This window comes from Microbacterium sp. 05T445, from assembly GCF_056395865.1.
This window is the reverse complement of sequence record NZ_JBFTKJ010000001.1, coordinates 1,612,673-1,635,252: the sequence shown is the minus strand read 5'-3', so window position 1 is coordinate 1,635,252 and position 22,580 is coordinate 1,612,673. Positions and strand designations below refer to the sequence as shown.

Genomic DNA, 22,580 nt, shown 5'->3' with positions numbered 1-22,580 from the left:
TCAGACCGAGTCTCGCACCACGAGCTCGGTCTCGAGGATCGTCACGTGCCGGGGATGCCGCCCGGCGAGAAGGTCGATCAGCACCGTCGCCATGCGCTCGCCCTGCGCGAAGGACGGCTGCCGCACGGTCGTCAGCTGCGGGGTGACCGAGGTCGCCACCGGCGAGTCGTCGAAGCCGATGACCGCGACGTCCTCCGGCACGCGCAGGCCCGCCGAGGCGAGGACGGTGAGCACCCCGCGCGCCATCAGGTCGCTCGCGACGAAGACGGCATCGGGCTTCGCGCCCGACTCCAGCAGGCGCCGCATCGCTGCGGCGCCGCCGTCGGCCGTGAAGTTGCCGTCCTCGATCCCGATCTCGTTCAGATCCCACGCGGCCAGCGCGTCGCGGTACCCGCGGAGGCGGTCGACGCCGGCCGGCATGTCGTGCGGGCCGCTGATGGTCGCGATGCGTCGGCGTCCGCTCTCGATGAGGTAGACGGTGGCGTCGTAGGCGCCGCGCACGTTGTCGACGTCGACGTAGTAGTCGCGCTCGCGCTCGCGCGCCGGACGACCGCCGTAGACCACGGGCACGACGCTCGCGATGCGGTCGACGAACGTGTCGCTGGTGTGGTGCGAGACCACGATGGCCCCGTCCACCGCGCCGCTGCGCACGTAGCTCGTCGTCTTGTCGCCCGGGTCGTCGCTGGCGATGAACAGGTTGAGCACGTAGTCCGAGCGGCTCAGGCGCGAGTTGATGCCCGACACGATGGCCGCGAAGAACGGGTCGCCGAAGAAGCGCGTGGTGTCCTCCGGCACGATCAGTGCGACGGCGTGCGTCTTCTGGCTCGCCAGCGAACGTGCGGCCCGGTTGGGGACATAGTTGAGGTCGGCGATCGCCCGGGTCACCGACTCCAGGGCCTCGGGGCTGACCGCCGTCGATCCGTTGACGACGCGCGACACCGTCGACCGCGACACTCCCGCGGCCGCGGCGACCTCCTCGATCGTCACGGCCGAACGCATGGCATCCGTGCTCATCCTGTCCTCCTCCCGGATGCTACGACGTCGAGCGGCCGACCGGGTGTTACGGCGCGACGCGCGCCGGCTCCACGTCCAGTGCCCGCGCGCCGATGATGCGGCGGTACTCGCGGGCGCTGTCCTTCGCGGTGCGCTCCTGCGTGTCGTAGTCCACGCGCACGATGCCGAACCGCTTCTCGTAGCCCCAGGCCCACTCGAAGTTGTCGAGCAGCGACCAGTAGAAGTATCCCCGCACATCGACACCGGTCTCGGCGGCATCCAGGATCGCACCGAGGTGGCCGCGCAGGAACTGCGTCCGGTCGACGTCGTGCACGCGCTTCTCGCCGTCCTCGACGACGAGCTCGTCGTCGTACGCGGCGCCGTTCTCGGTGACGTAGAGCGCCGTGCCGGCGGGCTGGGCGTACTCGTCCCACACCCGCTCGAGGAGCGTCGTGAGGCCTTCCGGCTGCACCTCCCAGTGCATCGGCGTGCGCGGCAGCCCGCGCTCGTGCCAGTGGATGCCCTCGTGCGAGGGGAAGGGCGAGCGGCCGGGCCGGTCGGTCGGCGCGTCTCCGCCGACAGGCGGGTCCGCGGGTTCGTGACCGCCCACGTACTCCCCGTGGTAGTAGTTCACCCCGAGCGTGTCGATGGGCGTCGCGATGATCTCGAGGTCGCCCGGGCGCACCGCGGACTCCCACGCGGCGACGGCCGCGGCATCCACCGTGCGGATGTCCTCGACGATGTCGGCCGGGTACTGGGCGCGGAAGATCGGGTCGAGGAACCACCGGTTGAACTGCCCGTCGATGCGGCGCGCGGCGTCGACGTCGGCCGGGTCGTGCTCATCGACCGGTTCGGCGACGGTGAGGTTCAGCGTGATGCCGAGCTCGAGCGACGCGTCGCGGGCGCGGAGCTCGCGTACGGCCTGGCCGTGTCCGAGCAGCAGGTGGTGCGCGGCGAGTACGCCCTCCTCGACGCTGTAGTGGCCCGGCGCGTGCAGGCCCGCGGTGTAGCTGAGGAAGGACGAGCACCACGGCTCGTTGAGCGTCGTCCACACCTTCACGCGGTCGCCGAGGGCGTCGTGCATGGTCAGGGCGTACTCGGTGAACAGGTCCGCGGTGTCGCGGTTCGCCCAGCCACCCTTCTCCTGCAGCGCCTGCGGCAGGTCCCAGTGGTACAGCGTCAGCCACGGCATGATGCCGGCGCCGAGCAGCTCGTCGACCAGCCGCTGGTAGAAGTCGACACCCTGCGGGTTGACCGCCCCGCCGTCCGGCCGCACCCGCGACCAGGACGTCGAGAACCGGTAGGTCTGCAGGCCGAGGTCCTTCATGAGGGCCACGTCGTCGCGGTACCGGTGGTAGTGGTCGCAGGCCACGTCGCCGTTGTCGCCGTTGATGACGGCGCCCGGCACGCGGCAGAACGCGTCCCAGATGGAATCGCGGCGGCCGTCCTCGTGGGCGGCGCCTTCGATCTGGAAGGCGGCAGTCGCGGCGCCGAACAGGAAGCCCTGCGGGAAGGCGCGCGGGATCGCGGTCGTCATGAGGGGAGCGTCCTCTCTGGAAGAAGCGTTGAATTCAGGATGTCTCAGGCCCGGCGGCGGTGAAAGGGCCTAGCCCTTGACCGCGCCGGCCATGATGCCGCTGACCAGCTGCTTGCCCGTGAAGGCGAAGAGGATCAGCAGCGGGATCGTCGCCAGCAGCACGCCGGCGAGCACGATCGAGTAGTCGACGAAGTAGTTCGACTGCAGGAGCGACAGCGCCACGGGGAGCGTGGGGCTCTGGCGGTCGAGCACGATGAACGGCCAGAAGAACTGGTTCCACGCGCCCACGAAGGTGAACAGGAACAGCATCGCCGCGGCGGGGCGTGCGGCGGTCACGCCGACGGTCCAGAACGTGCGGATCATGGATGCCCCGTCCACACGCGCCGCCTCGATGAGCTCGTCGGGCACGGTCTGCGAGAGGTACTGCGTCATCCAGAACACGCCGAACGCGCTGGTGAGCGCGGGGATGATGATCGCGCCGATCTGCCCGGTCCAGCCGAGGTCCGAGAACAGCAGGTACAGCGGCACGACGCCCAGCTGCATGGGAACGGCCATGGTCGCGACCACGAAGGCGAGCAGCCACTTGCCGCCCGGGAAGCGCAGCTTCGCGAATGCCCAGCCCGCGAGGGTCGAGAAGACGACGACGGATGCCGCGATCACGGTCGAGCTGAAGATCGAGTTCCACAGCGCCGGCCAGAAGTTCACGGCCGGGTCGTTCATGACCTTCAGCGCGTTGTCGATGAAGTTGCCGCCGGGCAGCCACGACATGTTCGGGTCGTTGATGGTCGAGGCGTCCCCCGAGCCGATCAGGAACGACCAGTAGTAGGGGAAGATCGCCGAGATCACGACGACCCCGAGGCCGGCGTAGACCCAGAACCCGGCGCGCACGCCGCGGATCTTGGTGGTGCGGTTGCGCCGGCGGCCGCTGTTCGGCAGGTTCTCCTCGACGACGGCGAGCGGCGGCGTGCTGATGGCGCTCACAGCTGGGCTCCCTTCCGGCGGCGGCGGCGTTGGATCACGCCGCGCCCGCCCTCGTCGCGCACCAGGCGACGCGTGATGACGAGGTTGATGAGGCCGATGGCCAGGATGATGATGAAGAGGATCCACGCCAGAGCGGCGGCGCGGCCGAAGTTGAACTCGCCCCAGCCGATGTTGTAGAGGTACAGCGTGATCGTGAGCCACTGGTTGGCGGCGCCGCCTCGACCTGTCTGGTCGAACATGCGCGGCTCGTCGAAGATCTGCAGTCCGCCGATCGTCGAGGTGATGATCACGAAGATGAGGGTGGGCTTCAGCGACGGGAGCGTGATGCTCCAGAACTGCCGGAAGGCGTTCGCTCCGTCGACGGTCGCCGCTTCGTAGTACTCGCGCGGCACGGCCTGCATCGCGGCGAGGAGGATCAGGGCGTTGTAGCCGGTCCAGCGGAAGTTGACCATCGTCGCGATCGCGATGTGGCTCCAGAACGGGTCCTTGTGCCATGGGATCGGGTTCAGGCCGATGTCGGTGAGGATGCTGTTCACCAGGCCGTGGTTGTCGCCGAACATGTTGCTGAAGATCAGCGCGACGGCGACGGGGGCCATGACGAACGGGAGCAGGACGCTCATCCGCCAGAAGGTCTTGGCCCGGATGTTCCGGTCGAGCATCGCCGCGATGAACATCGCGAGGATGAGCTGCGGCACCGACGACAGCAGGAAGATGCTGAAGGTGTTGCGCAGGGCTGTCCAGAAGTCGGCCTGCGACAGGATCCAGATGTACTGGTCGAATCCGACGAAGGTGCCGGAGTTGCGCACCAGGTCCCACTGCTGGAACGAGATGACGGCGGTGTACACGATCGGGAAGAGCCCCACGATCGCGAACAGGATGAAGAACGGCGAGATGTAGAGGTAGGGCGAGACCTTCAGGTCCCACTTGCTCAGCTTCTGGGAGAACGAGAGGACGCGCGGGGGGCGTTCCGGATCGGGCCGATCGGCGGGCCCGGATGCCGTGGTGCGGGTAGCGGTCGAGGTCACCGGCTGGCTCCGATTCGGGTGTGGAGGGTGGGCGGTGGAGGCGGAGTGCGTACGGGCCAGGGGCTCCGCACGCACTCCGCTCCTGCTGTCAGACCTCGTCCGTGCGAGTGGACGCGGTCGTCAGTGTCGGCCTATCAGAAGGCCTCGACCTCGGCGACGTACGTGTTCCACGACGTCTGCTGGTCTTCCACTCCGTCGAAGACGCGGGTGATGGCGTCCTGGAGCGCGGTGTTGTACTTGAAGTAGTTCGCGCTCTTGTACGGCGTGACGGTGATCGCCGCGGAACGGTCCGCGAAGATCGTGCCGGTGGGCGCGTCGGCGAAGTACTCGTTCTTCGAGTCGGTGATCGACGACGCGCTCTGGGCCTCCAGCGCGCTGGGGTAGGCGCCGACGTTGACGAACGTCTTCTCCTGCTGCGCGGGATCGGTCAGCCAGTCGGCGAGCTTGAGGGCCTCGTCGACGTTCTTGCCGTTGGCCGGAACGGTCAGGTACGAACCGCCCCAGTTGCCGCCGCCGTTGGGGAACGCGTTCGCGATCTCCCAGCCGGTGACCTCGGGCGCGTTCCCCGAGATGATGCCGAGCATCCACGGCGGGCACAGCATCGCGGCGAACTCACCGTTGGCCATCGACGCGTTCCAGTCGTCCGACCACTGGCCCGAGTAGGCCGAGTTCGGGATGCCGCGCTCGACGACGAGGTTGTACGCCGCCTCCAGCTCGGGGTTGTCGGTCGCGACGACGGTCCCGTCGGGCTCGTCGTACGGCGTCTCGATCTGGTTGACGATGCCCTGGAACGCGGAGTTCGCGGCGTCGAGCATCGGCTTGCCGGTGGCGGCCTTGTACTTGTCGGCCAGGTCGAAGAAGGTGTTCCAGTCGCCGTCGATCGCCGAGGCGACCTCGCCGGGCGTCGAAGGCAGGCCCGCCGCGGCGAACAGGTCGGCACGGTAGCAGACGGCCTGCGGGCCGATGTCGGTGCCGAAGCCGACGAGGCGTCCGTCGGCGTCGGTCGCCGCCGCTTCCTTCCAGTCGACCCAGCGGCCCTTGGCGCTGTCGGGCACCTCGGCGAGCAGGTCGGAGTACTGCATGGCCTCGGCGAACCAGTCGACCTCGACCGCCTCGATGTCGGCGAGACCCTCCTTGCCGAGCTTCGCGAAGAAGTTCGTGCGAGCGTCGTCGGTGATCGCCGCCTTGTTGTGGACGATCTTGATGTTCGGGTTCTCGTCCATGTACTCCTGGAGGAGCGCATCGTCGTACCCGAAGTCGTTGAACGTGGCCAGGGTCAGCGTGATCTGGCCGTCTTCGCCGCTGGCGTCGTCTCCGCCGCCGCCGGCGCAGCCGGCGAGGACGATGGCCGAAGCCGAGAATGCGGCGATTGCCACTGCGCTTCTGCGGAAGGCGCGTGCGTTCACTGTCACTCCTTTGTGTTGTCAGGTTCGTGTGTGTTGCAGGACCGGCCCGGACGGGTTCCGGTGCCGTGGTGGTCGTGGGAGCGTTCCCAACGATCGAGACGACACGCTATGGGATCGCTCCCACGGATGTCAAGGGAGCGCTCCCATGGAATGGTCACGGTTGCGTCACGGGCGTCGCGCGGCCGCTCCCGGCACTCGCGGAAAGGCCGAGACGGCGCCCGCCGCCGCGGCCCGTAGACTGGAGGGGACCCCTGCCCGCGACATCCGGAGCTGTCACATGCCCACCATCGTCGTCGACGTCATGCCCAAGGCCGAGCTTCTGGACCCGCAGGGGAAGGCCGTCTCGGGCGCGTTCGCCCGCCTCGGAGTCACCGACTTCAGCGCCGTGCGCATCGGCAAGCGGTTCGAGCTCACCGTGGACGGCGAGGTCACCGACGAGGTGCTCGCCGAGGCCAGGCGCATCGCGGACGAGATCCTGTCGAACGCGGTCATCGAGGACGTCGTCGGCGTCGAGGTCGTGGAATGACCGCCCGCATCGGGGTCATCACCTTCCCGGGCTCGCTCGACGACCGCGACGCGCAGCGCGCGATCGAGATCGCCGGCGGCGAGGCCGTCGCACTCTGGCACGGCTCGCACGACCTCGACGGCGTGGACGCGCTGGTCCTTCCCGGCGGCTTCAGCTACGGCGACTACCTCCGCGCCGGCGCCATCGCGGCGCTCGCGCCGATCATGTCGGAGGTGAAGGATGCCGCAGCCAAGGGCATGCCGATCCTCGGCATCTGCAACGGCTTCCAGATGCTCGTCGAGGCGCACCTGCTCCCGGGCGGTCTGATCCGCAACGCGCACCAGCAGTTCATCCGCCGCGACCAGAAGCTGCGCGTCGAGAACAACGACACCGCCTGGACGAGCGACTTCGCCTCCGGCCAGGAGATCGTCATCCCGCTGAAGAACGCCGACGGCGGCTACATCGCCTCGGAGTCCGAGCTCGACCGCCTCGAGGGCGAGGGACTCGTCGCGTTCCGCTACCTCGGCGTCAACCCCAACGGGTCGCTGCGCGACATCGCCGGCATCGCCAACGAGCGCGGCAACGTGGTCGGCCTGATGCCGCACCCCGAGCACGCCGTCGAGCCCGGGTTCGGCCCCGACACGTCCGCCGCGATGCGGTCCGGCGTGGACGGCCTGTCGTTCTTCACGTCGGCCATCGCGGCCGTGGTCGCCCAGGCCGCCTGAGGCCGCATTCCGTCTCGCTGCGCTCGCTCGACGACCGGCGCCACATCCAGCGCGGGCGCGCGTCAGACCGTGCCGGCCGGCGGCCAGACGCCGATGATGAGCGCCATCACGAGGATCGTGACGAGTTCGTGCGCGATGTTGAGCACCGTGAGCGACGACGGGCGGCCCTCGAACGCATCGTGCGTGATGAAGCGCGCCGCGGTGAAGCCCGCCCACAGGATCACGCCCGTGCCGAGCGCGCCCAGCAGGTAGCTGCCCTCGTAGAAGTGCCACGCGATCGACGACGCGCCGGCGAGCACCCACGCGGTGATGAAGCTCACGATGACGGTGGTCACGATCGGCAGCACGGCGCTGGCGCCGGGCCGGTCCATGTCGACCTTCGCGAGCTCCGACCAGCGGGTGCCGAACACGCCCCTCGCGTACCAGATCGAGCCGACGAGCATGCTCGACGCCGTCGCCAGCAGCACCGCCCAGTAGTTGATCTCGGGAACCATGTCCGCCTCCTCGGTCGGGGCCGCTCGGGCGCGTCCGCCGCTGGACGCGAGCGTAGCGCCGCCGTCCGCGCCCGGTAGCGCACCGCGCCGGTAGCGTGGAGCGGGTGAGCACCGGCATCCACGATCTCGTCGTCAGCGTCCCCACCACCCAGCTGGCGGCCGACCTGGGTCCGCTTCCCGAGGGCGTCGAGCTGGTGATCTGGCCGATGGATGCCGCGGCCCCCCGGAATCGGTTCGACATCGTGGTGCCGCCGTACATGTCGATGGCGCGCGTGCTCGAGCGGCTGCAGGGCGTGGAGGTGGGGCTCGTGCAGGGCCAGTCGATCGGCTACGACGGCGTGGCCGGCATCCTGCCCGAGGGGCTGCGGTTCGCCAACGCCGCCTCGGTGCACGAGACCTCGACCGCCGAGCTCGCGGTGGGCCTGGCCCTCGCGGCGCAGCGGCATATCGACGCGTTCGCCGTCGACACCGCCGCCGGTCGCTGGGCGCCGGTCTTCGCCCAGAGCCTCGCCGACCGGCGGGTGCTGCTGCTCGGCTACGGCGGTGTGGGCAAGGCGGTGGCCGCACGGCTGGCGCCGTTCGAGGTGGAGCTCACGATCGTCGCATCGCGCGCCCGTGACGTGGACGGCGTCGCCGTCCACGGTGTCGACGAGCTGCCGTCGCTGCTGCCCGACGCCGAGATCGTGATCGTGACGCTGCCGGGCGGTGCGGCCACCCAGCACATCGTCGACGACACGTTCCTGGCGGCGCTGCCCGACGGCGCGCTGATCGTGAACGTCGGCCGTGGCACGCTCGTGGACACCGACGCGCTCGTCGACCACGTGCGTCGCGGACGCATCCGCGCGGCGCTGGACGTCACCGACCCCGAGCCGCTGCCCGCGGGCCACCCGCTGTGGAGCCTGCCGGGCGTGCTCATCGCGCCGCACGTCGGCGGCGCCTCCAGCGCGATGCGGCCGCGCATCGCGCGACTGGTGCGCACCCAGATCGAGAGGCTCGCCGCCGGCGAGCCGCCGCTGAACGTGGTGCTGGGCGGCTGACGCGACCGGTGCCCGCTCAGCGCACGGCGTCGCCCGGCCTCACGAGCCCGGTCTCGTAGGCGGCCACCACCGCCTGCACGCGGTCGCGGACGCCGAGCTTCGCCAGCAGCCGTGTGACGTGCGCCTTCACCGTCGCCTCGCTGAGGTAGAGCTCCTGACCGATCTCGAGGTTCGAGCGCCCGCGCGCGATGCTCAGCCAGATCTCGTGCTCTCGCGGGGTCAGGTCGGCAGGCGGGCGCGCGTCCGGCGGCGGTGCGCCGAGGTAGCGTTCGATGAGCCGGCGCGTGACCTCCGGCGCCAGCAGCGCCTCACCCGCGGCGACCGTGCGCACGGCATCGACCAGCCGCTCCGGCGGCGCGTCCTTCAGGAGGAAGCCGGACGCCCCCGACGCCAGCGCGCGGTACACGTACTCGTCGAGGTCGAACGTCGTCAGGACGAGCACGCGCGCCGCACCGGGATCGGCGGCGATCACGCCTGTCGCCTCGATGCCGTCCATACCGGGCATGCGGATGTCCATCAGCACGACATCGGGAGCCAGGGTCCGCGCGGCGGCGACGGCCTCCTGGCCGTTCGCCGCCTCGCCCACGACCTCGAGGTCGGCGGCCTCCAGAAGGCCCCTGATGCCCGAGCGCACGAGCGCATGGTCGTCTGCGATGAGCACCCGGATCGCCGACGGCGCCGCGTCTCCGACGCTCACGAGGGCTCCCCCACCGGGATCGTCGCCCGGACGAGCCATCCTCCTTGCGCCGTGGGCCGGGACTCGAGCACGCCGCCGTAGAGTCGCGCACGCTCCCGCATGCCCGGGATCCCCCGACCGCCACCCTCGACCGCGACCGGAGCGACCGCTCCCGCGGGGCCGTTCTCCACGCTGACCTCGAGCGCGCGCCCCGAGAAGCCGACCTTCACGACGACGTCGGCGCGCGGGGCGTGCTTGCGGACGTTCGTCAGCGACTCCTGCACGATGCGGTACACGGCGAGCGCCGGGCCGTCGGCGAGGTCGCTGGTCGCGGCATCCACCGTCGACGTGCAGCGATGACCGGCCGCCTCGGTCTCGGCGATGAGGTCGGGAAGGGCGGACAGGCCCGGCTGCGGGGCGTACGACACCTCATCCTCGCGGAGCACTTCGAGCAGGTGCCGCATCTCATCGAGCGCGCCCTGCGCGGTGCGCCGCGTGAGCTGGAGGTGCGTGCGTGCCCGAGCGGGGTCCCGTTCGACGAACTGCTCGGCCGCCGCAGCCTGCAGCGCCACGATCGACAGCGAGTGGGCGACGATGTCGTGCAGCTCGCGCGCGATGCGACGGCGCTCGGATGCCGCAGCCTCGGCGGCGCGCTGCTCCGAGCCTTCGCGGGCGCTCTGGAGCGTCAGCGCGCGATGGCGCACGATTCGCCCCGCCGCCCAGGTCGAGCCCACGAAGAAGACCAGGAACAGGGTGCCGGCCGTCTCGATTCCGATGGCGCCGAAGTAGCCGAGCGCGTGCGCGGTGAGCATGGCGGCGATCGGCACCAGCCCGAGAAGGGCCGCGAGCGGCCACGGCCGGATCCGTTCGGCGACGGTGAAGGTCGCGACGAGGAGGCTCGGGAACGGGTTGAACGTCGCGTCCGCTCCCGCCAGCGCCGCGTGCAGCACGAGGGCGGACGCGACCACCAGCATGACCGTCGCCGGGAGGCGGCGGCGCACGGCGAGCGGCAGCGAGATCGCGAGCGCGAAGCCCAGCTGCGCGAGCGGCTGCGTGGACGGGACGAGGAGGGCCTCGAGCACCGCCCACACCGCGATCGCACCCGCGATCGCGAGATCCAGCGGGGAGGTCCAGGCCCGCCACCCCACCGAGCCGCGCGCGGCGGCACGCGTCCCGAGGGGCGCGGGCGCGGGCTGCGTGATCACGCTCCGATGCTAGGGGCGCGCGTGGCCGCAGACGTAGCGACGAAGGTCGACATCCGGTCCGACGCGAGTCGCCATCGGAACGCGCCACTGAGCCTACGCGTGGGCGACCTACGGGCGATGCCGGGCGGGGGCGGCCGTCAATAGCTTCGTCTCGTCGCACCGGGACCCCGGCCGCGGCGCAAGACTCGACAGAAAGGCCGGCCATGACTGCCCTCACCACACCCGTCCCCGCGACCCCTGCCGTCGCCCCGACCTCCTATCCCCGCGACGGCCGGCTCATCGGCAGGGTGAGCAGCCGCCTGGCGGGTGCCGCTGCGCTGACCGCCGGCATCCTGTCGATCGCCATCGGCACGCTGCAGTTCCTGTTCCCGCAGGACGAGGACCCGGCGATCGACCCGCGCACGCGGCTCATCCTGGTCATGTTCACGCTGAGCCTGTGGGCGTTCGCCGTGCTCTTCCTGGGCCTCGCCCGCTACGCACGCTCGAGCTGGGGAGCGTTCGTCGCCGCCACCGGCACGGTGCTCCTGACGCTCGGCACCGTCACGAGCGCAGCGAACGGGATCGACCTGGACTTCTTCCCGATCGTCGCGATGGCGGCCAACGCGCTGTGGCTCATCGGTGTGATCGGCCTCACGGTCTCGCTCGTGCGCGCTCGGCAGCTCAGTCTGTGGCTGGTGCTGCCCCTGCCGCTCGTGCAGGTGATGCTGCTGTTCTTCTCGCAGATGGGCGGCGGCGTGCCGGCGGGCGTGTTCGTCTCGGCGCTCGGGATCGTGCTCCTCGCCGGCGGGGCGCAGTCCCGAGCCCGTCGCGCGGGCCGCTGATCGAGCGGGTGGAGGGCCGGGGCGGATGCCTCGGCCCTTCGCCGTGCGTCGCGTGGAGAGCCGCCCGGCTCCGGTCTGGGCTGCCGATCAGCGTGGGGGCCCGACCTCGAAGCCGTGCTCGCCCGACGGCGCACTGATCGTCATCGTCGTCGGCGGGGCGTCCGGCGCCATGCGCCCGCGCATCGCACGCTTGGTGCGGACGCAGGTCGAGCGGCTCGCCGCCGGCGAGCCCGCGCCGAACATCGTGCTCGGCGGCTGCCACCCACGACCCGAGGAGCCGGAATGAACCTGCAGGACACGTTGGCCGCGGCATCCGCTCTGCTCGGTGCGGCGATGGCCGGCGTCTACTTCGGTTTCTCGCTGCTGGTGATGCCCGGCCTCTCGCGCACCGCCGACGGCGCGGCGCTGGCGGCGATGCAGCAGATCAACCGGTCGATCCGGCCGGTGTTCCTGCTGCTGTTCCTCGGCTCCGCGGTCGTGGCCGCGGCATCCGCGATCGCCGAGCTGGTCGCCTGGCAGGGCGCGCTCTCGGTGTGGCGCCTGGTCGGCGATGTGCTGATCATCGCCCATTTCTTCATCACGGGCGGCTTCCACATCCCCCGCAACAACACCGTTGATCGCCTCTCGCCCGACAGCGCGGCGGATCAGCGCACGTGGCGCACGATCGCGCGCCAGTGGACGGTGGGCAACCACATCCGCGGGTGGGTGGCGTTCGTGGGTGCCGGCATCCTGCTGGCGACGCTGCTGCTCTGAACGAGCCCGACGAAATCGGGGGCGGTGGGGCGAGCTGGTCCGGTTGTGGCCTCGGCCTCCATGCGCGCCGACTACCGTTGAGGAAGCACGTACGCGAGGGGAGACGGTGTGGTCACGGGTCCGTTGAAGGGTCAGGTCGACAAGGTCTGGGATGCCTTCTGGTCGGGAGGCATCGCCAATCCCGTCGAGGTCATCGAGCAGATCACCTACCTCCTGTTCATCAAGCGACTCGACGAGCTTCACACCAAGGCGGAGCAGAAGGCGGCGCGGTTCGGCGACCCGATCGAGGACCCGGTCTTCCCCGAGGGCTACGACAGCGAACTGCCGGGTCGGCGCCCGTATCGCGACCTGCGGTGGAGCGTCTTCACGAACTACTCCCCCGCCGAGATGTTCGAGGTCGTCTCGGAGCACGTCTTCCCGTGGCTGCGGCGGCTCGGCGCCGAGGGTTCGAGCTATGCGCGCAACATGCGCGACGCCCGCTTCACGATCCCGACGGCGGCGCTGCTGACGAAGGTCGTCGACCTGCTCGCCGAGATCCCGATGGAGGATCGCGACACCAAGGGCGACATCTACGAGTACATGCTCATGAAGCTGTCGACCAGTGGCACGAACGGCCAGTTCCGCACGTCGCGGCACATCATCCAGCTCATGGTCGAGCTGCAGCAGCCGCGCCCCGACGACCGCATCATCGACCCCGCGGTCGGCACGGCCGGGTTCCTGGTGGCGGCCGAGGAGCACCTGCGCGCGCATCATCCTGAGATCTGGACAGATGCCGCCACCCGCGCCCACTTCAACGGCCCGATGTTCACCGGCTACGACTCCGACGCCGCGATGGCACGCATCGCCAGCATGAACATGCTGCTGCACGGCGTCGAGAATCCGACGATCGAGCGCGCGGATTCGCTGTCGGAAGGGCATCCGGGTCTCGAGGAGTACACGCTGGTGCTCGCGAACCCGCCGTTCGCCGGGTCGCTCGACGACGAGACGGTGTCGAAGGACCTGCAGAAGGTCGTCAAGACCCGCAAGACCGAGCTGCTGTTCCTTGTGCTCATGATCCGGATGCTGCGCAACGGCGGCCGCGCGGCCGTCATCGTTCCCGAGGGTGTGCTGTTCGGGTCGTCGAACGCCCACAAGGCTGTGCGCAAGCTGCTCGTCGACGACCACAAGCTGGACGCCGTCATCAAGCTGCCGTCGGGCACGTTCAAGCCGTACACGGGGGTGTCGACGGCGATCCTACTGTTCACGAAGACCTCGTCGGGTGGCACCGACAACGTGTGGTTCTACGATGTGCGCGCCGACGGTATGACCCTCGACGACAAGCGCACCCCGATCGAGGCGAACGACCTCCCCGACGTGCTGGCGCGGTGGCGGGATCGGGATGCGGAGGCTGCGCGTGCGCGCACGGACCAGAGCTTTCTCGTGCCGCGCGCCGAGATCGTGGAGAACGGCTACGACCTCTCGCTTAATCGGTACAAGGAGATCGAGCTCGAGGAGGTCGAGCACCGGTCCCCGACCGAAATCCTCGACGAGCTCGACGCCCTCGAAGTGGAGATCCAGGACGGCCTCAAGCGGCTGCGGGAGATGCTCGCGTGACGTGGGAGACGCTGGCAACAGCCCTTACCCCGCGCATCGAGAGCGAGTGGATCGGAGAGCCCGATCGTGAAACTTTCGTCACCGTCAAGCTCCGCGGCGGCGGCGCTGTCCGACGGACGATCGGTGAAGGAAAAACACCACGGCCGTTTCGCGGTTCACGGATCCGCGGCGGCGATCTGATCTACTCGCGCATCGACGCGCGCAACGGGGCCTTCGCGATCGTTACTCCCGAACTTGACGGCGCGGTTGTTTCCAAGGACTTTCCGACGTTCGGAGTGAACGTGGACCGTCTTGAGCCCGCATACCTCGCGCACCTTGTTCGCGCCGGAGGATTCTGGGCTCGCTTCCAGGCGATGAGCTTCGGGGCCACGAACCGTCAGCGCATCGACGAACGTCTGCTGCTGGCACAGGAGGTTTACCTCCCGCCCCTCCCCGAGCAGCGCCGCATCGCGACGATCCTCGACGAGGCCGAAGGCCTGCGCACTGCCGCGTTTCAGCAGCTATCGCTGATCGATCTGACGGTTCAGGCAGCCTTCGCGGAGCTTCTCAACAAGACGCACTCTGGCCCGACCACGATCGACGCCCTCATCCAGTCATCGCAGTACGGCACCTCACAGAAGGCCGGAGCTGAAGGGGACGTGCCGGTGCTGCGGATGGGGAACATCACCTATGACGGTCGTATCGACCTCACTGACATGAAGTACCTGGATCTCCCGTCATCGGACGAAAGCAAGTACCTCGTTCACGCGGGCGACGTCCTCTTCAACCGCACGAACAGTGCTGAGCTTGTCGGCAAGACGGCGGTCTACCGTGAGCCCGAGCCGCGGGCGTATGCCGGCTACCTCGTGCGGCTGCGGCCGCGCTCCCCCGAACTCGGGGAGTACATCGCCGGCTACCTGAACTCGGCAGTGGGCAAGCTGACGCTTCGAAAGATGGCGAAGAGCATCGTGGGGATGGCGAACATCAACGCGAAAGAGGTGCGATCCATTCGCCTCCCTGTGCCCGACCCGACCGCGCTCGCATGGTTCACCGAGCTGCGTCGGCATGCGGACGCCGAGCGCCCCAGACTCGTCTCGCGATCCGAGGAGTTCGACGCCCTCTTCGCCTCCCTCCAGCACCGCGCCTTCCGAGGAGAACTGTGACCGACCTGTCCGCGCACACGCCGGTGTCGACGATGCCCAAGTGGTACGAGTTCTTCCGGCCGGCCCTCGAGGTACTCGCTGACGGGGACACATGGCGCAAGCGCGATATGGAGCGCGCCGTCGCGACGCGGGCCGGGCTGACATCGGCCGAACTCGACGAGACCATCGTCTCCGGTGAGTCTCGCGCGTTCAACCGCATCGGCTGGGCGACGTCCGCACTTCGACGCGCGAAAGCGATCGAGTCACCCGCTCGCGCGCAGTTCCGCATCACCGATGAGGGACGAAAGCTCCTCGCCGACCACGTGGGCCCCATCCCGGAACCCGCTGTCTACGCCCTCCCGGCGTACAGCGAGTATGTGCCCGCGAGGGGTCGGCGTGCGACATCCGCCACTGCCCCTGTCATGCCAGATCTCGACGACGCCGATCCCGACGAGCTGATCAGTTCGGGCATTCAGCTCATCACGCAGGATACGAGCGCGACGCTGCTGCAGCGACTCAAAGAGAGCGATCCCTACGACTTCGAGCGCGTGGTGCGCACCCTGCTGGTCAGGATGGGCTACGGCAAGGACGGCAAGATGTCGCCGCTCACCGGTTCAGGCGATGGTGGGCTCGACGGGGTGATCGACCGTGACGAACTCGGGCTCAGCAAGATCTATGTTCAGGCCAAGCGCTACGCGGAGGCCACCGTAGGGCGCCCGAAGGTTCAGGAGTTCGTCGGGGCGCTCGCCACCCGCGGGGCGAAGGTCGGTGTGTTCTTCACCACCAGCCGATTCAGCGCCGAGGCCGTGGATGCCGCGGCGCGGGTTCCGCAGGAGATCGCCCTCGTGGATGGCGAGCGCCTTACGACGCTAATGATGCGGCATAAGGTGGGCGTCCAGGTCGCGCGGACGATCGAGATCCTCAAAGTCGACGAGGACTTCTTCGCCGACGAGTGAAGCATCGCCAACCAGGGTGATCGCCGCCGCAGCGACGACCACCCCGGGCTCGATCAGTAGCCCACTGCCGCCAGCCCGAACTGGATCTCGGCGTCGGTGAACCCCTCGTACGCGAGCTGGTCGTACAGGCCCTGACGGGAGAACGAGGTGAACTCGAGGTAGCTTGCGGCTTTCTCCGCGGCTTCCGCGTTCCAGTCGGCGCCGGCGTTGTCGGCGCCAAACGTGGCGTCCTCGGTGGAGTAGCCCTCGTACTCGAGCTGGTCGATGAGCCCGCTGCGCGAGAACCCGGCGAAGTCGAGGTACGACTGCGCCTTGCCGATCGCGTTCTGCTGCGCCAGCGTGTACATGGGCTTCGGCGCCTCCGCCGTGATGAGAACCTCCGTGCCGGGGTCGGCCTGACGCCCGTCGCTGATCGTCTGCGTCAGCACGACCCAGTCGTCCCCGGTGCCCACCGGCATCGCGATCACGAACCCGGCGGCCTCCACTGCCGCGCGCGCCTCAGCCACCGTGAGCCCGACCAGGCCGGGCATCTCTTCGCGATCGTCGACCGGCTTCGGCTCAGGCGCGTCGACCTCCTGCGCCTTCACCGTCGGGGTCGGGGTTGCCGCAGCGCCGTCGCGATGGCCCCCGCCGAGGGCACCCGCGATGACGCTGATCAGCACCAGCACGCCGAACGCGATGAGAGCCCACTGCCACCACTTCAGCTTCGGCAGACCGCGCCGGGCCGGAACAGCGATCACGCCTGCGCCGGTGCTGTCACCGGGGCCCGCAGGAAGACCTGCGGCCTGCGGACCGGTCTCGGAGCGAATCTCTGCGGCCTGCATGAGAGGTGCCATCACCTGGGTGGGCACGGCATCGGAGCCGGTGGGCACCGCTGTGTGCTCGGTCCACTGAGTCCCGTCCCAGTAGCGCTGCACGACTTTTCCGAGCGGGTCGCGGGCATCGTGCGGGTCGGGGTACCAGCCGGCGGGCGGCAGGTGAGGCGAGGTGTTGTTGTTGCTGTTGTCGGACATGACGAACCTTCTGGTCGTTCGAGGCGCAAACCCCCAGGTGTGCGCCACCGGCCGACGGCCAGTAGAACAGGACACACCAGACCTCCGACATTTCCGTCGGCATGGCGCGTTTCGTCTCGCTTTCGCTCGCTCAACGACCGAAACTCGACCCACGACCGGGATACTCGCTCAGCCTCCGGGGCTGCGGGCCCGCAACCGTCGGCTCAGGCGTGTCGGCGACTTCGTGACCGCGCGCCATCGCATCGAGGAATCCCACCAGCACGGACCACGCACCTCGGGCACGCCGCCGCGCATCCGAACTTTCCACCCACTCGAGTCGATCGTTCGGTGGTGGTACCAGCACAGGAGCACGCCGTTGTCGGTGTGCGTCGCACCGCCGACCGCATGTTCGATGACGTGGTGGATCTCGCACCACGCGGCGGGGACGCCGCAGCCCGGGATGATGCACCCGCCGTCGCGCAGCGTGATGGCCTTGCGCTGATGCGCGGCGAAGACGCGGTCGCTGATGTCGATGGCGAGGATGCGCCCCGCACGGTCGGTGGTGACGCGTTGCACCGCTCCCGCGCACGCGATCTGTCGTGCGACAGCAAGTGACACCGGCTCGTCGAATCCGTCGAGGTGTGCGTGCCCGCGGCCCGAGGCCAGATCCCCAGACTCGACCGAGACGACGAGCGTCGGCGCTGCGCCGCCGATTGACGGCAATGCGCCGGACCGCGCGGCGACCCTGAGGATCATCGCGAACGCATCGTGCTGCTGCATCGCGCGCGATCGCGGGTCGACTGCGCCCTCCACCGGCGAGTCCGGGGCGGAGTCCACGAAGTGAGGGCCCGTCGGCGCCCCGGGCCCGTCGCCCTTGGGGTTGAGGATGCTGTCGAACAGGCGCTCCAACTGTGCGGCGACCTCGGGCAGCACGCTGCCCCGGCAGGGCACGATGCCGTCGCGGCACAGGCCCAGCGTGAAGCCTCGCTTGCGCAGCGCGCGGGACTCCCGGGGCTCGGCGCCGTCCTGATCGAGGTACATCGCCCACACCTGCGCCTGCAGTCGCAGGTCGTCGGCGTGCGGGACGGGACCACCGCCCTCGCCCTCCCCTCGAGCGGATGCCGCCAGCTCGGTGTCGGCGGCGGCCCGGGCCTCGCGGGTGCACGCCGCGCCCTCGAGGGCGCCGACGACCGCGACGAGGGCGTCGAGTCCGACAGCACCGTCGGCGGCGGCTTGCCGCATCGCCGGGTACTCGGCCGCGAGGGCCTCGCCGGTCGACGCCGACACCGGCTGCCTGACCGCACGTGCCCCGCGGATCAACTCACCGACCGTGCGGCCCGACGCCTGGGTCGTGCGCTGCACGAGCTCTTTCATGGATCGGCAGCCGTAGCGGGTGGTGGGCCGCTCGGCGTGGGGTGCGGCATCCACTCGCTCCTGCACGTCGGCGACCGTCGCGACCAGCAGGGCCTCAGCTCGCCTCACGACGCTTGCCGCGCGAGCCATGAGCCGGAGTGAGGCCTCGTCATCGAGCCTGCCGAGATCGCCTGTCCGAAAGGCCCGATCGACCGCCCCACCGAGCACGCGCTCGAGCCCGAGAAGGGCTTCGGCGAGGCTTTCCATGCCTCCATTCTGTCGAGGGCCACCGACATTTCGACACCGCAAACAGCCAGATCAGCTAGCGAAACCGAGCCCTGTGGAGATCGCCGTCGGCGGGGCGTTTGGGGAGGAGTTGGCGCCCTTCGCTAGCATGTGGCGAGGGCAGGGGCCGAGCCTGCCGCCGGGAGCCGTTCGTGGGGAACTTCGACTTCGTCCGGGATCGCTGGCCGAAAGTCTGGGAGGCCGCATCCCGCGCCGAGTCGTACCTTCGCAGCGACCCGCGCGCCTCCGCGACGTACTCCCGACGCGCCGGCGAGATGTTCACCGAGTGGATCTACGTCGCGGAGAACCTCTCCCGCCCATACGACGACTCGTTCGCCAACCTGACCGCGCAGCGCGCGTTCCGTGACGCTGTGGGCACGAACGTCGACGGCGGCCTTCGCATCGTGCGCCGCACGGGCAACGACGCCGTTCACAAGGCGGACGATCTGCCCCTCCCACGCGCCAGGGGCGCCCTCGAGCAGCTCCACACGATCTGTCGGTGGCTGGACCACTGCTACGGCGATCCGGATGCCGCGCCGCCGCCGCCGTTCGACTTCGCACGGGTGCCCCCGGCTCCCGCGGCTGTCGCCATGCGCGCCCGGGCGGAGCTCGAGAAGGCGCAGGCAGAGTTCGACGATGCGCGCCGCGCCCTCGCCGAAGAACGCGAGCGTAACGCGGCGCTCCAGCAGGAACTCGAGGCGATCCACACCGCGGCGGCGACCGCGAAGGCCGCGAACGCGGCGGCCAACGTCGAGCTCGACATCCCCGACCCGACCCTGGCCACCGAGGCCGAGACGCGGCGCGACCTCATCGATCTGCAGCTGAACGAGGCCGGGTGGATGCGCGCCGACGCGCGGGATCGCGAGTGGCCGGTGAGCGGCATCCCGAGCCCCTCCGGCACCGGGAAGGCCGACTACGTGCTGTGGGGCGACGACGGCAAGCCCCTCGCCGTCGTCGAAGCCAAGCGCACAACGAAGAGCGCGAAGGAGGGCAGGCTCCAGGCCGAGATCTATGCCGACGCCCTCGAGCGCGACTTCGGCCAGCGCCCGCTGATCTACTACACCAACGGGTTCGAGACGTGGCTCTGGGACGACCGCCGCTACCCGCCGCGCGAGGTCGCGGGCTACATGACGAAGGATCAGCTCGCGCTCGCGATCCAGCGCCGCGACAGCCTCCGCCCGCTCGCAACGGCGGCGATCGACCGCACGATCGTGGAACGCCCGTACCAGCTGCGCGCCATCCGTGCCGTGACGGAGGCGTTCGAGGCCAAACGCCGACGCGCACTCCTGGTCATGGCGACCGGAACCGGTAAGACCCGCACCGTGATCGCCCTCGTGGACGTGCTGCAGAAGGCCAACTGGGTCAAGCGCGTGTTGTTCCTCGCCGACCGCACCGCGCTGGTCAACCAGGCTGTCGCCGCCTTCAAGACGCACCTGCCCGACAGCGCGCCCGTGAACCTCGTCACCGACCGCGACACCGAGGGTCGCGTCTTCGTCTCGACGTACCAGACCGTCATGGGGCTCATCGATTCGGGCGAGGACGACCTGCGCCGCTTCGGCCCCGGCTACTTCGACCTCATCGTTGTCGACGAAGCGCACCGCTCTATCTACAACCGCTACGGCGAGATCTTCTCGTACTTCGACGCGCTCGTCGTCGGGCTCACCGCGACACCGCGGGCCGACGTCGACCACAACACCTATGACCTGTTCGGACTCGACGACGGCGTGCCGACCGACGCGTTCGAGCTCGACGACGCGATCGCCGGCGGCTACCTCGTGCCGCCTGTCGCACGGCCGATCGATCTGGGCTTCATGACGCGCGGCATCCGTTACGCCGATCTGACCGCGTCCGAGCGCGAACAATGGGACGAGCTCGAATGGCAGGACGGCGAGATCCCCGATCAGATCGACGCCGCCGCTATGAACCGCTGGCTGTTCAACAAGGACACCGTCGACAAGGTGCTCGAGGTTCTCGTCGCCGAGGGTCGCCGTGTGGGCGGGGGCGACATCCTTGGCAAGACGATCATCTTCGCCAAGAACCAGCTGCACGCCGAGTTCATCGAGTCGCGCTTCGACGAGAACTTCCCCGAGAAGCGCGGGGACTTCGCCCGTGTGATCACGTACGCCTCGGGCCCGTACGCGCAGACGCAGATCGACGCGTTCTCGACGACGGGAAAGTACCCGCAGATCGCGATCTCGGTCGACATGCTCGACACCGGCATCGACATCCCCGACGTGGTGAACCTCGTCTTCTTCAAGCCGGTGGGCTCCCACACGAAGTTCTGGCAGATGGTCGGCCGCGGCACCCGGCTGCGCCCCGACCTCTACGGGCCGGGTGACGACAAGCAGGACTTCGTCATCTTCGACGTGTGCGGCAACATCGACTTCTTCAACGAAGAACTGCCCGAGGCATCCGCTTCCCGGTCTCGGTCCCTCTCGGAACGCACCTTCCTGCTGCGGGCGCGCCTGCTCGCCGCGCTGAGCGACGTGCACGAATCGGATGCCGCGACACTGCGCGCGACGATCGCCGCTCGCCTGCATGCTGCTGTGACGGGCATGAACCGCGACAACTTCCTCGTGCGAAAGCACCTGCGCGCCGTCGAGCGATTCGCGGGCACCGGCGCATGGGAGGGGTTCGGCGCCGAGGACGTCGATGCGGTGTCCGACCTCGCAGGGCTGCCCTCCGCGGCAGAGCAGGACACCGACGAGGCAGCCAAGAGGTTCGACGCGCTCGTGCTCGATGCCCAGGTCGCCGTCGCGAGCGGTTCCGTCGTGCCGTCCGGCGTCACCACGCACATCGTCGGGATCGCGCAGGCACTCGGCGATCAGCGGAGCATCCCCGCCGTCGCCGCCCAGGCGGCCCTGCTCGACGCGCTCGTCGATCCTGCGTGGTGGGACGGAGTCGACGTCGTCTCACTGGAGCGGGTCCGCGTGAAGCTGCGCGACCTGGTGCGACTGATCGGGCGGGACAGTCAGGCGATCGTCTACACCGACTTCGAAGACAGCATCGACGCCGTCCGCGATGTCGCCCTCACCCGGATCGTTCCCGGGCTCAATCGCCGCGCGTTCCGCGAGAAACTGCTCGGGTTCCTCGAAGGCCGATCGGATGTCGCGCTCCACAAGCTGCGGACCGGCCGCCCGCTCACGCAGGTCGACCTGAACGAACTGGAGTCCGTGCTCACCTCGGCGGGCGGGCTGGATGCCGAACAGCTCCACGACGAGGCTACCGACGTGGGCGGCCTCGGCAGGCTCCTGCGCTCGATCGTCGGCATGGAGCGCTCGGCCGTCGAAGAGGCTCTCGCCGATTTCGTCTCGGTGCCCGGCTTCACCCACCGCCAGCACGTCTTCGTCGACCTGGTGGTGCAGCAGCTCACGATCGCTGGACACCTCGACCCTCGCCGCCTCTACGAGGATCCCTTCGACGGAGTGGCCCCGGAGGGTCCCGACGGGATCTTCTCGGATGCGCAGGTGACCGATCTCATCGCGCGCATCCGGCGGATCGACGAATCGGCCGACCCGATCGACGAGGCTCAGCCCGCCACCGCGTGAGCAGCCGACGGGTCGCTGGACCCTCCGCCGTCCAGCCTCAGGCCGTGAAGACGGTGTGCACGTCGCCGACGAGGGCGCGGCCGCCGAGCGCGGTGAGCTCCATGAGCACGGCGGTGCCGACCACGACGCCGCCGAGCGCCCCGACGAGCTCGTGTGCCGCCACGAGCGTGCCGCCGGTGGCGAGCACGTCGTCCACGAGCAGCACGCGGGTGCCGTCGGCGATGTCGTCGTGCGCCTCGATCGTGGCGGTGCCGTACTCGAGCGCATAGGTGACGGATGCCGCCGGCAGCGGCAGCTTGCCGGCCTTGCGGATCGGCACGAGGCCCACCCCGGCCTCCATCGCGACCGCCCCGGCGAGGAGGAACCCGCGGGCCTCGACGCCTGCCACGACGTCGAAGGAGCCCTCGAAGGGGGCGATCATCGCGTGGATGACGGTGCGCAGTGCTCGGGCATCCGCCAGCAGCGGAGTGATGTCGCGGAACAGCACGCCCGGCTCGGGGTAGTCGGGGATGGTGCGGATCAGGGACTCGGCGCGGGTGAGGGCTTCGGACAGCACCGACCCACCTTACGCCCG

At 69.5% G+C, this 22,580-nt stretch carries 21 protein-coding genes; 10 read left to right on the top strand and 11 right to left on the bottom strand.

Annotation, left to right across the window (positions count from 1 at the left end; all coding sequences use genetic code 11):
- The 5 genes from AC1DDU_RS07855 to AC1DDU_RS07835 form a co-directional block, all read right to left on the bottom strand.
- Positions 1–1,014: a LacI family DNA-binding transcriptional regulator gene (locus AC1DDU_RS07855; protein ID WP_477432742.1), complete on the bottom strand. Its 1,014-nt coding sequence runs from the start codon at positions 1,012–1,014 to the stop codon at positions 1–3.
- Between the two features lie 46 nt (positions 1,015–1,060).
- On the bottom strand, positions 1,061–2,530 hold the full coding sequence (locus tag AC1DDU_RS07850; RefSeq protein WP_477432740.1) for a glycoside hydrolase family 1 protein: 1,470 nt from the start codon (positions 2,528–2,530) through the stop codon (positions 1,061–1,063).
- Between the two features lie 69 nt (positions 2,531–2,599).
- Entirely contained in the window at positions 2,600–3,511 is a 912-nt protein-coding gene (locus AC1DDU_RS07845) for a carbohydrate ABC transporter permease (RefSeq protein WP_477432738.1), read from the bottom strand.
- On the bottom strand, positions 3,508–4,536 hold the full coding sequence (locus tag AC1DDU_RS07840) for a carbohydrate ABC transporter permease (protein ID WP_477432736.1): 1,029 nt from the start codon (positions 4,534–4,536) through the stop codon (positions 3,508–3,510). Before AC1DDU_RS07840 ends, AC1DDU_RS07845 begins: the two co-directional genes overlap by 4 nt.
- 134 nt (positions 4,537–4,670) lie before the next feature.
- Complete coding sequence (locus AC1DDU_RS07835; protein ID WP_477432734.1) at positions 4,671–5,912, bottom strand: ABC transporter substrate-binding protein; 1,242 nt, start codon at positions 5,910–5,912, stop codon at positions 4,671–4,673.
- Between the two features lie 307 nt (positions 5,913–6,219).
- Between AC1DDU_RS07835 and purS the strand changes: the two genes are divergently transcribed.
- Positions 6,220–6,468: a phosphoribosylformylglycinamidine synthase subunit PurS gene (gene purS / locus AC1DDU_RS07830; protein ID WP_477432732.1), complete on the top strand. Its 249-nt coding sequence runs from the start codon at positions 6,220–6,222 to the stop codon at positions 6,466–6,468.
- A complete protein-coding gene (gene purQ, locus AC1DDU_RS07825) occupies positions 6,465–7,172 on the top strand; it encodes a phosphoribosylformylglycinamidine synthase subunit PurQ (RefSeq protein WP_477432731.1) in 708 nt (235 codons plus the stop codon). The genes purS and purQ overlap by 4 nt, the downstream gene beginning before the upstream one ends.
- A gap of 62 nt (positions 7,173–7,234) precedes the next feature.
- Here purQ and AC1DDU_RS07820 read toward each other — a convergent pair whose 3' ends face one another.
- Positions 7,235–7,666, bottom strand: coding sequence for a DUF1761 domain-containing protein (locus tag AC1DDU_RS07820; RefSeq protein WP_477432729.1), 432 nt, complete (start codon positions 7,664–7,666; stop codon positions 7,235–7,237).
- A gap of 104 nt (positions 7,667–7,770) precedes the next feature.
- Here AC1DDU_RS07820 and AC1DDU_RS07815 point away from each other — a divergent pair, with 104 nt between their 5' ends.
- Complete coding sequence (locus AC1DDU_RS07815) at positions 7,771–8,703, top strand: 2-hydroxyacid dehydrogenase (RefSeq protein ID WP_477432727.1); 933 nt, start codon at positions 7,771–7,773, stop codon at positions 8,701–8,703.
- A gap of 16 nt (positions 8,704–8,719) precedes the next feature.
- Here the strand turns inward: AC1DDU_RS07815 and AC1DDU_RS07810 are convergent, their stop codons facing one another.
- Both AC1DDU_RS07810 and AC1DDU_RS07805 read right to left on the bottom strand, forming a co-directional pair.
- The gene (locus tag AC1DDU_RS07810) at positions 8,720–9,400 is read right to left on the bottom strand and encodes a response regulator (protein WP_477432725.1); all 681 of its coding nucleotides are present in this window, start codon (positions 9,398–9,400) and stop codon (positions 8,720–8,722) included.
- On the bottom strand, positions 9,397–10,584 hold the full coding sequence (locus AC1DDU_RS07805; protein ID WP_477432723.1) for a sensor histidine kinase: 1,188 nt from the start codon (positions 10,582–10,584) through the stop codon (positions 9,397–9,399). Before AC1DDU_RS07805 ends, AC1DDU_RS07810 begins: the two co-directional genes overlap by 4 nt.
- A gap of 203 nt (positions 10,585–10,787) precedes the next feature.
- Here AC1DDU_RS07805 and AC1DDU_RS07800 point away from each other — a divergent pair, with 203 nt between their 5' ends.
- From AC1DDU_RS07800 to AC1DDU_RS07775, 6 genes are all read left to right on the top strand, one after another.
- On the top strand, positions 10,788–11,405 hold the full coding sequence (locus AC1DDU_RS07800; RefSeq protein WP_477432721.1) for a hypothetical protein: 618 nt from the start codon (positions 10,788–10,790) through the stop codon (positions 11,403–11,405).
- 25 nt (positions 11,406–11,430) lie between these two features.
- Entirely contained in the window at positions 11,431–11,691 is a 261-nt protein-coding gene (locus AC1DDU_RS07795) for a hypothetical protein (protein ID WP_477432719.1), read from the top strand.
- Positions 11,688–12,158, top strand: a complete 471-nt coding sequence (locus AC1DDU_RS07790) for an anthrone oxygenase family protein (protein ID WP_477432717.1) — start codon at positions 11,688–11,690, stop codon at positions 12,156–12,158. The genes AC1DDU_RS07795 and AC1DDU_RS07790 overlap by 4 nt, the downstream gene beginning before the upstream one ends.
- 108 nt (positions 12,159–12,266) lie before the next feature.
- Positions 12,267–13,751 (top strand): type I restriction-modification system subunit M, encoded by a 1,485-nt coding sequence (locus tag AC1DDU_RS07785; protein ID WP_477432715.1) that lies wholly within the window; start codon positions 12,267–12,269, stop codon positions 13,749–13,751.
- The gene (locus AC1DDU_RS07780; protein WP_477432713.1) at positions 13,748–14,893 is read left to right on the top strand and encodes a restriction endonuclease subunit S; all 1,146 of its coding nucleotides are present in this window, start codon (positions 13,748–13,750) and stop codon (positions 14,891–14,893) included. The genes AC1DDU_RS07785 and AC1DDU_RS07780 overlap by 4 nt, the downstream gene beginning before the upstream one ends.
- Positions 14,890–15,828 carry a restriction endonuclease gene (locus AC1DDU_RS07775; protein WP_477432711.1) on the top strand — a complete coding sequence of 313 codons (939 nt, stop codon included), beginning with the start codon at positions 14,890–14,892 and terminating at the stop codon, positions 15,826–15,828. Before AC1DDU_RS07780 ends, AC1DDU_RS07775 begins: the two co-directional genes overlap by 4 nt.
- A 53-nt stretch (positions 15,829–15,881) precedes the next feature.
- Here the strand turns inward: AC1DDU_RS07775 and AC1DDU_RS07770 are convergent, their stop codons facing one another.
- Positions 15,882–16,841 carry an Ltp family lipoprotein gene (locus AC1DDU_RS07770; RefSeq protein ID WP_477432709.1) on the bottom strand — a complete coding sequence of 320 codons (960 nt, stop codon included), beginning with the start codon at positions 16,839–16,841 and terminating at the stop codon, positions 15,882–15,884.
- A gap of 168 nt (positions 16,842–17,009) precedes the next feature.
- Positions 17,010–18,440, bottom strand: coding sequence for an HNH endonuclease signature motif containing protein (locus AC1DDU_RS07765; protein WP_477432707.1), 1,431 nt, complete (start codon positions 18,438–18,440; stop codon positions 17,010–17,012).
- A 170-nt stretch (positions 18,441–18,610) separates the two neighbouring features.
- Between AC1DDU_RS07765 and AC1DDU_RS07760 the strand changes: the two genes are divergently transcribed.
- Complete coding sequence (locus AC1DDU_RS07760; RefSeq protein WP_477432705.1) at positions 18,611–22,006, top strand: DEAD/DEAH box helicase family protein; 3,396 nt, start codon at positions 18,611–18,613, stop codon at positions 22,004–22,006.
- Positions 22,007–22,043: 37 nt separating this feature from the next.
- Here AC1DDU_RS07760 and AC1DDU_RS07755 read toward each other — a convergent pair whose 3' ends face one another.
- Complete coding sequence (locus tag AC1DDU_RS07755) at positions 22,044–22,562, bottom strand: adenine phosphoribosyltransferase (RefSeq protein ID WP_477432704.1); 519 nt, start codon at positions 22,560–22,562, stop codon at positions 22,044–22,046.
- Positions 22,563–22,580: the final 18 nt, after the last annotated feature.

Coding starts and splice junctions, on each gene's coding strand:
- AC1DDU_RS07855 (WP_477432742.1), bottom strand. CDS start 1,014: ATGAGCACGGATGCCATGCGTTCGGCCGTGACGATCGAGGAGGTCGCC.
- AC1DDU_RS07850 (WP_477432740.1), bottom strand. CDS start 2,530: ATGACGACCGCGATCCCGCGCGCCTTCCCGCAGGGCTTCCTGTTCGGC.
- purS (WP_477432732.1), top strand. CDS start 6,220: ATGCCCACCATCGTCGTCGACGTCATGCCCAAGGCCGAGCTTCTGGAC.
- purQ (WP_477432731.1), top strand. CDS start 6,465: ATGACCGCCCGCATCGGGGTCATCACCTTCCCGGGCTCGCTCGACGAC.
- AC1DDU_RS07820 (WP_477432729.1), bottom strand. CDS start 7,666: ATGGTTCCCGAGATCAACTACTGGGCGGTGCTGCTGGCGACGGCGTCG.
- AC1DDU_RS07800 (WP_477432721.1), top strand. CDS start 10,788: ATGACTGCCCTCACCACACCCGTCCCCGCGACCCCTGCCGTCGCCCCG.
- AC1DDU_RS07795 (WP_477432719.1), top strand. CDS start 11,431: ATGCCTCGGCCCTTCGCCGTGCGTCGCGTGGAGAGCCGCCCGGCTCCG.
- AC1DDU_RS07790 (WP_477432717.1), top strand. CDS start 11,688: ATGAACCTGCAGGACACGTTGGCCGCGGCATCCGCTCTGCTCGGTGCG.
- AC1DDU_RS07770 (WP_477432709.1), bottom strand. CDS start 16,841: ATGTCCGACAACAGCAACAACAACACCTCGCCTCACCTGCCGCCCGCC.
- AC1DDU_RS07765 (WP_477432707.1), bottom strand. CDS start 18,440: ATGGAAAGCCTCGCCGAAGCCCTTCTCGGGCTCGAGCGCGTGCTCGGT.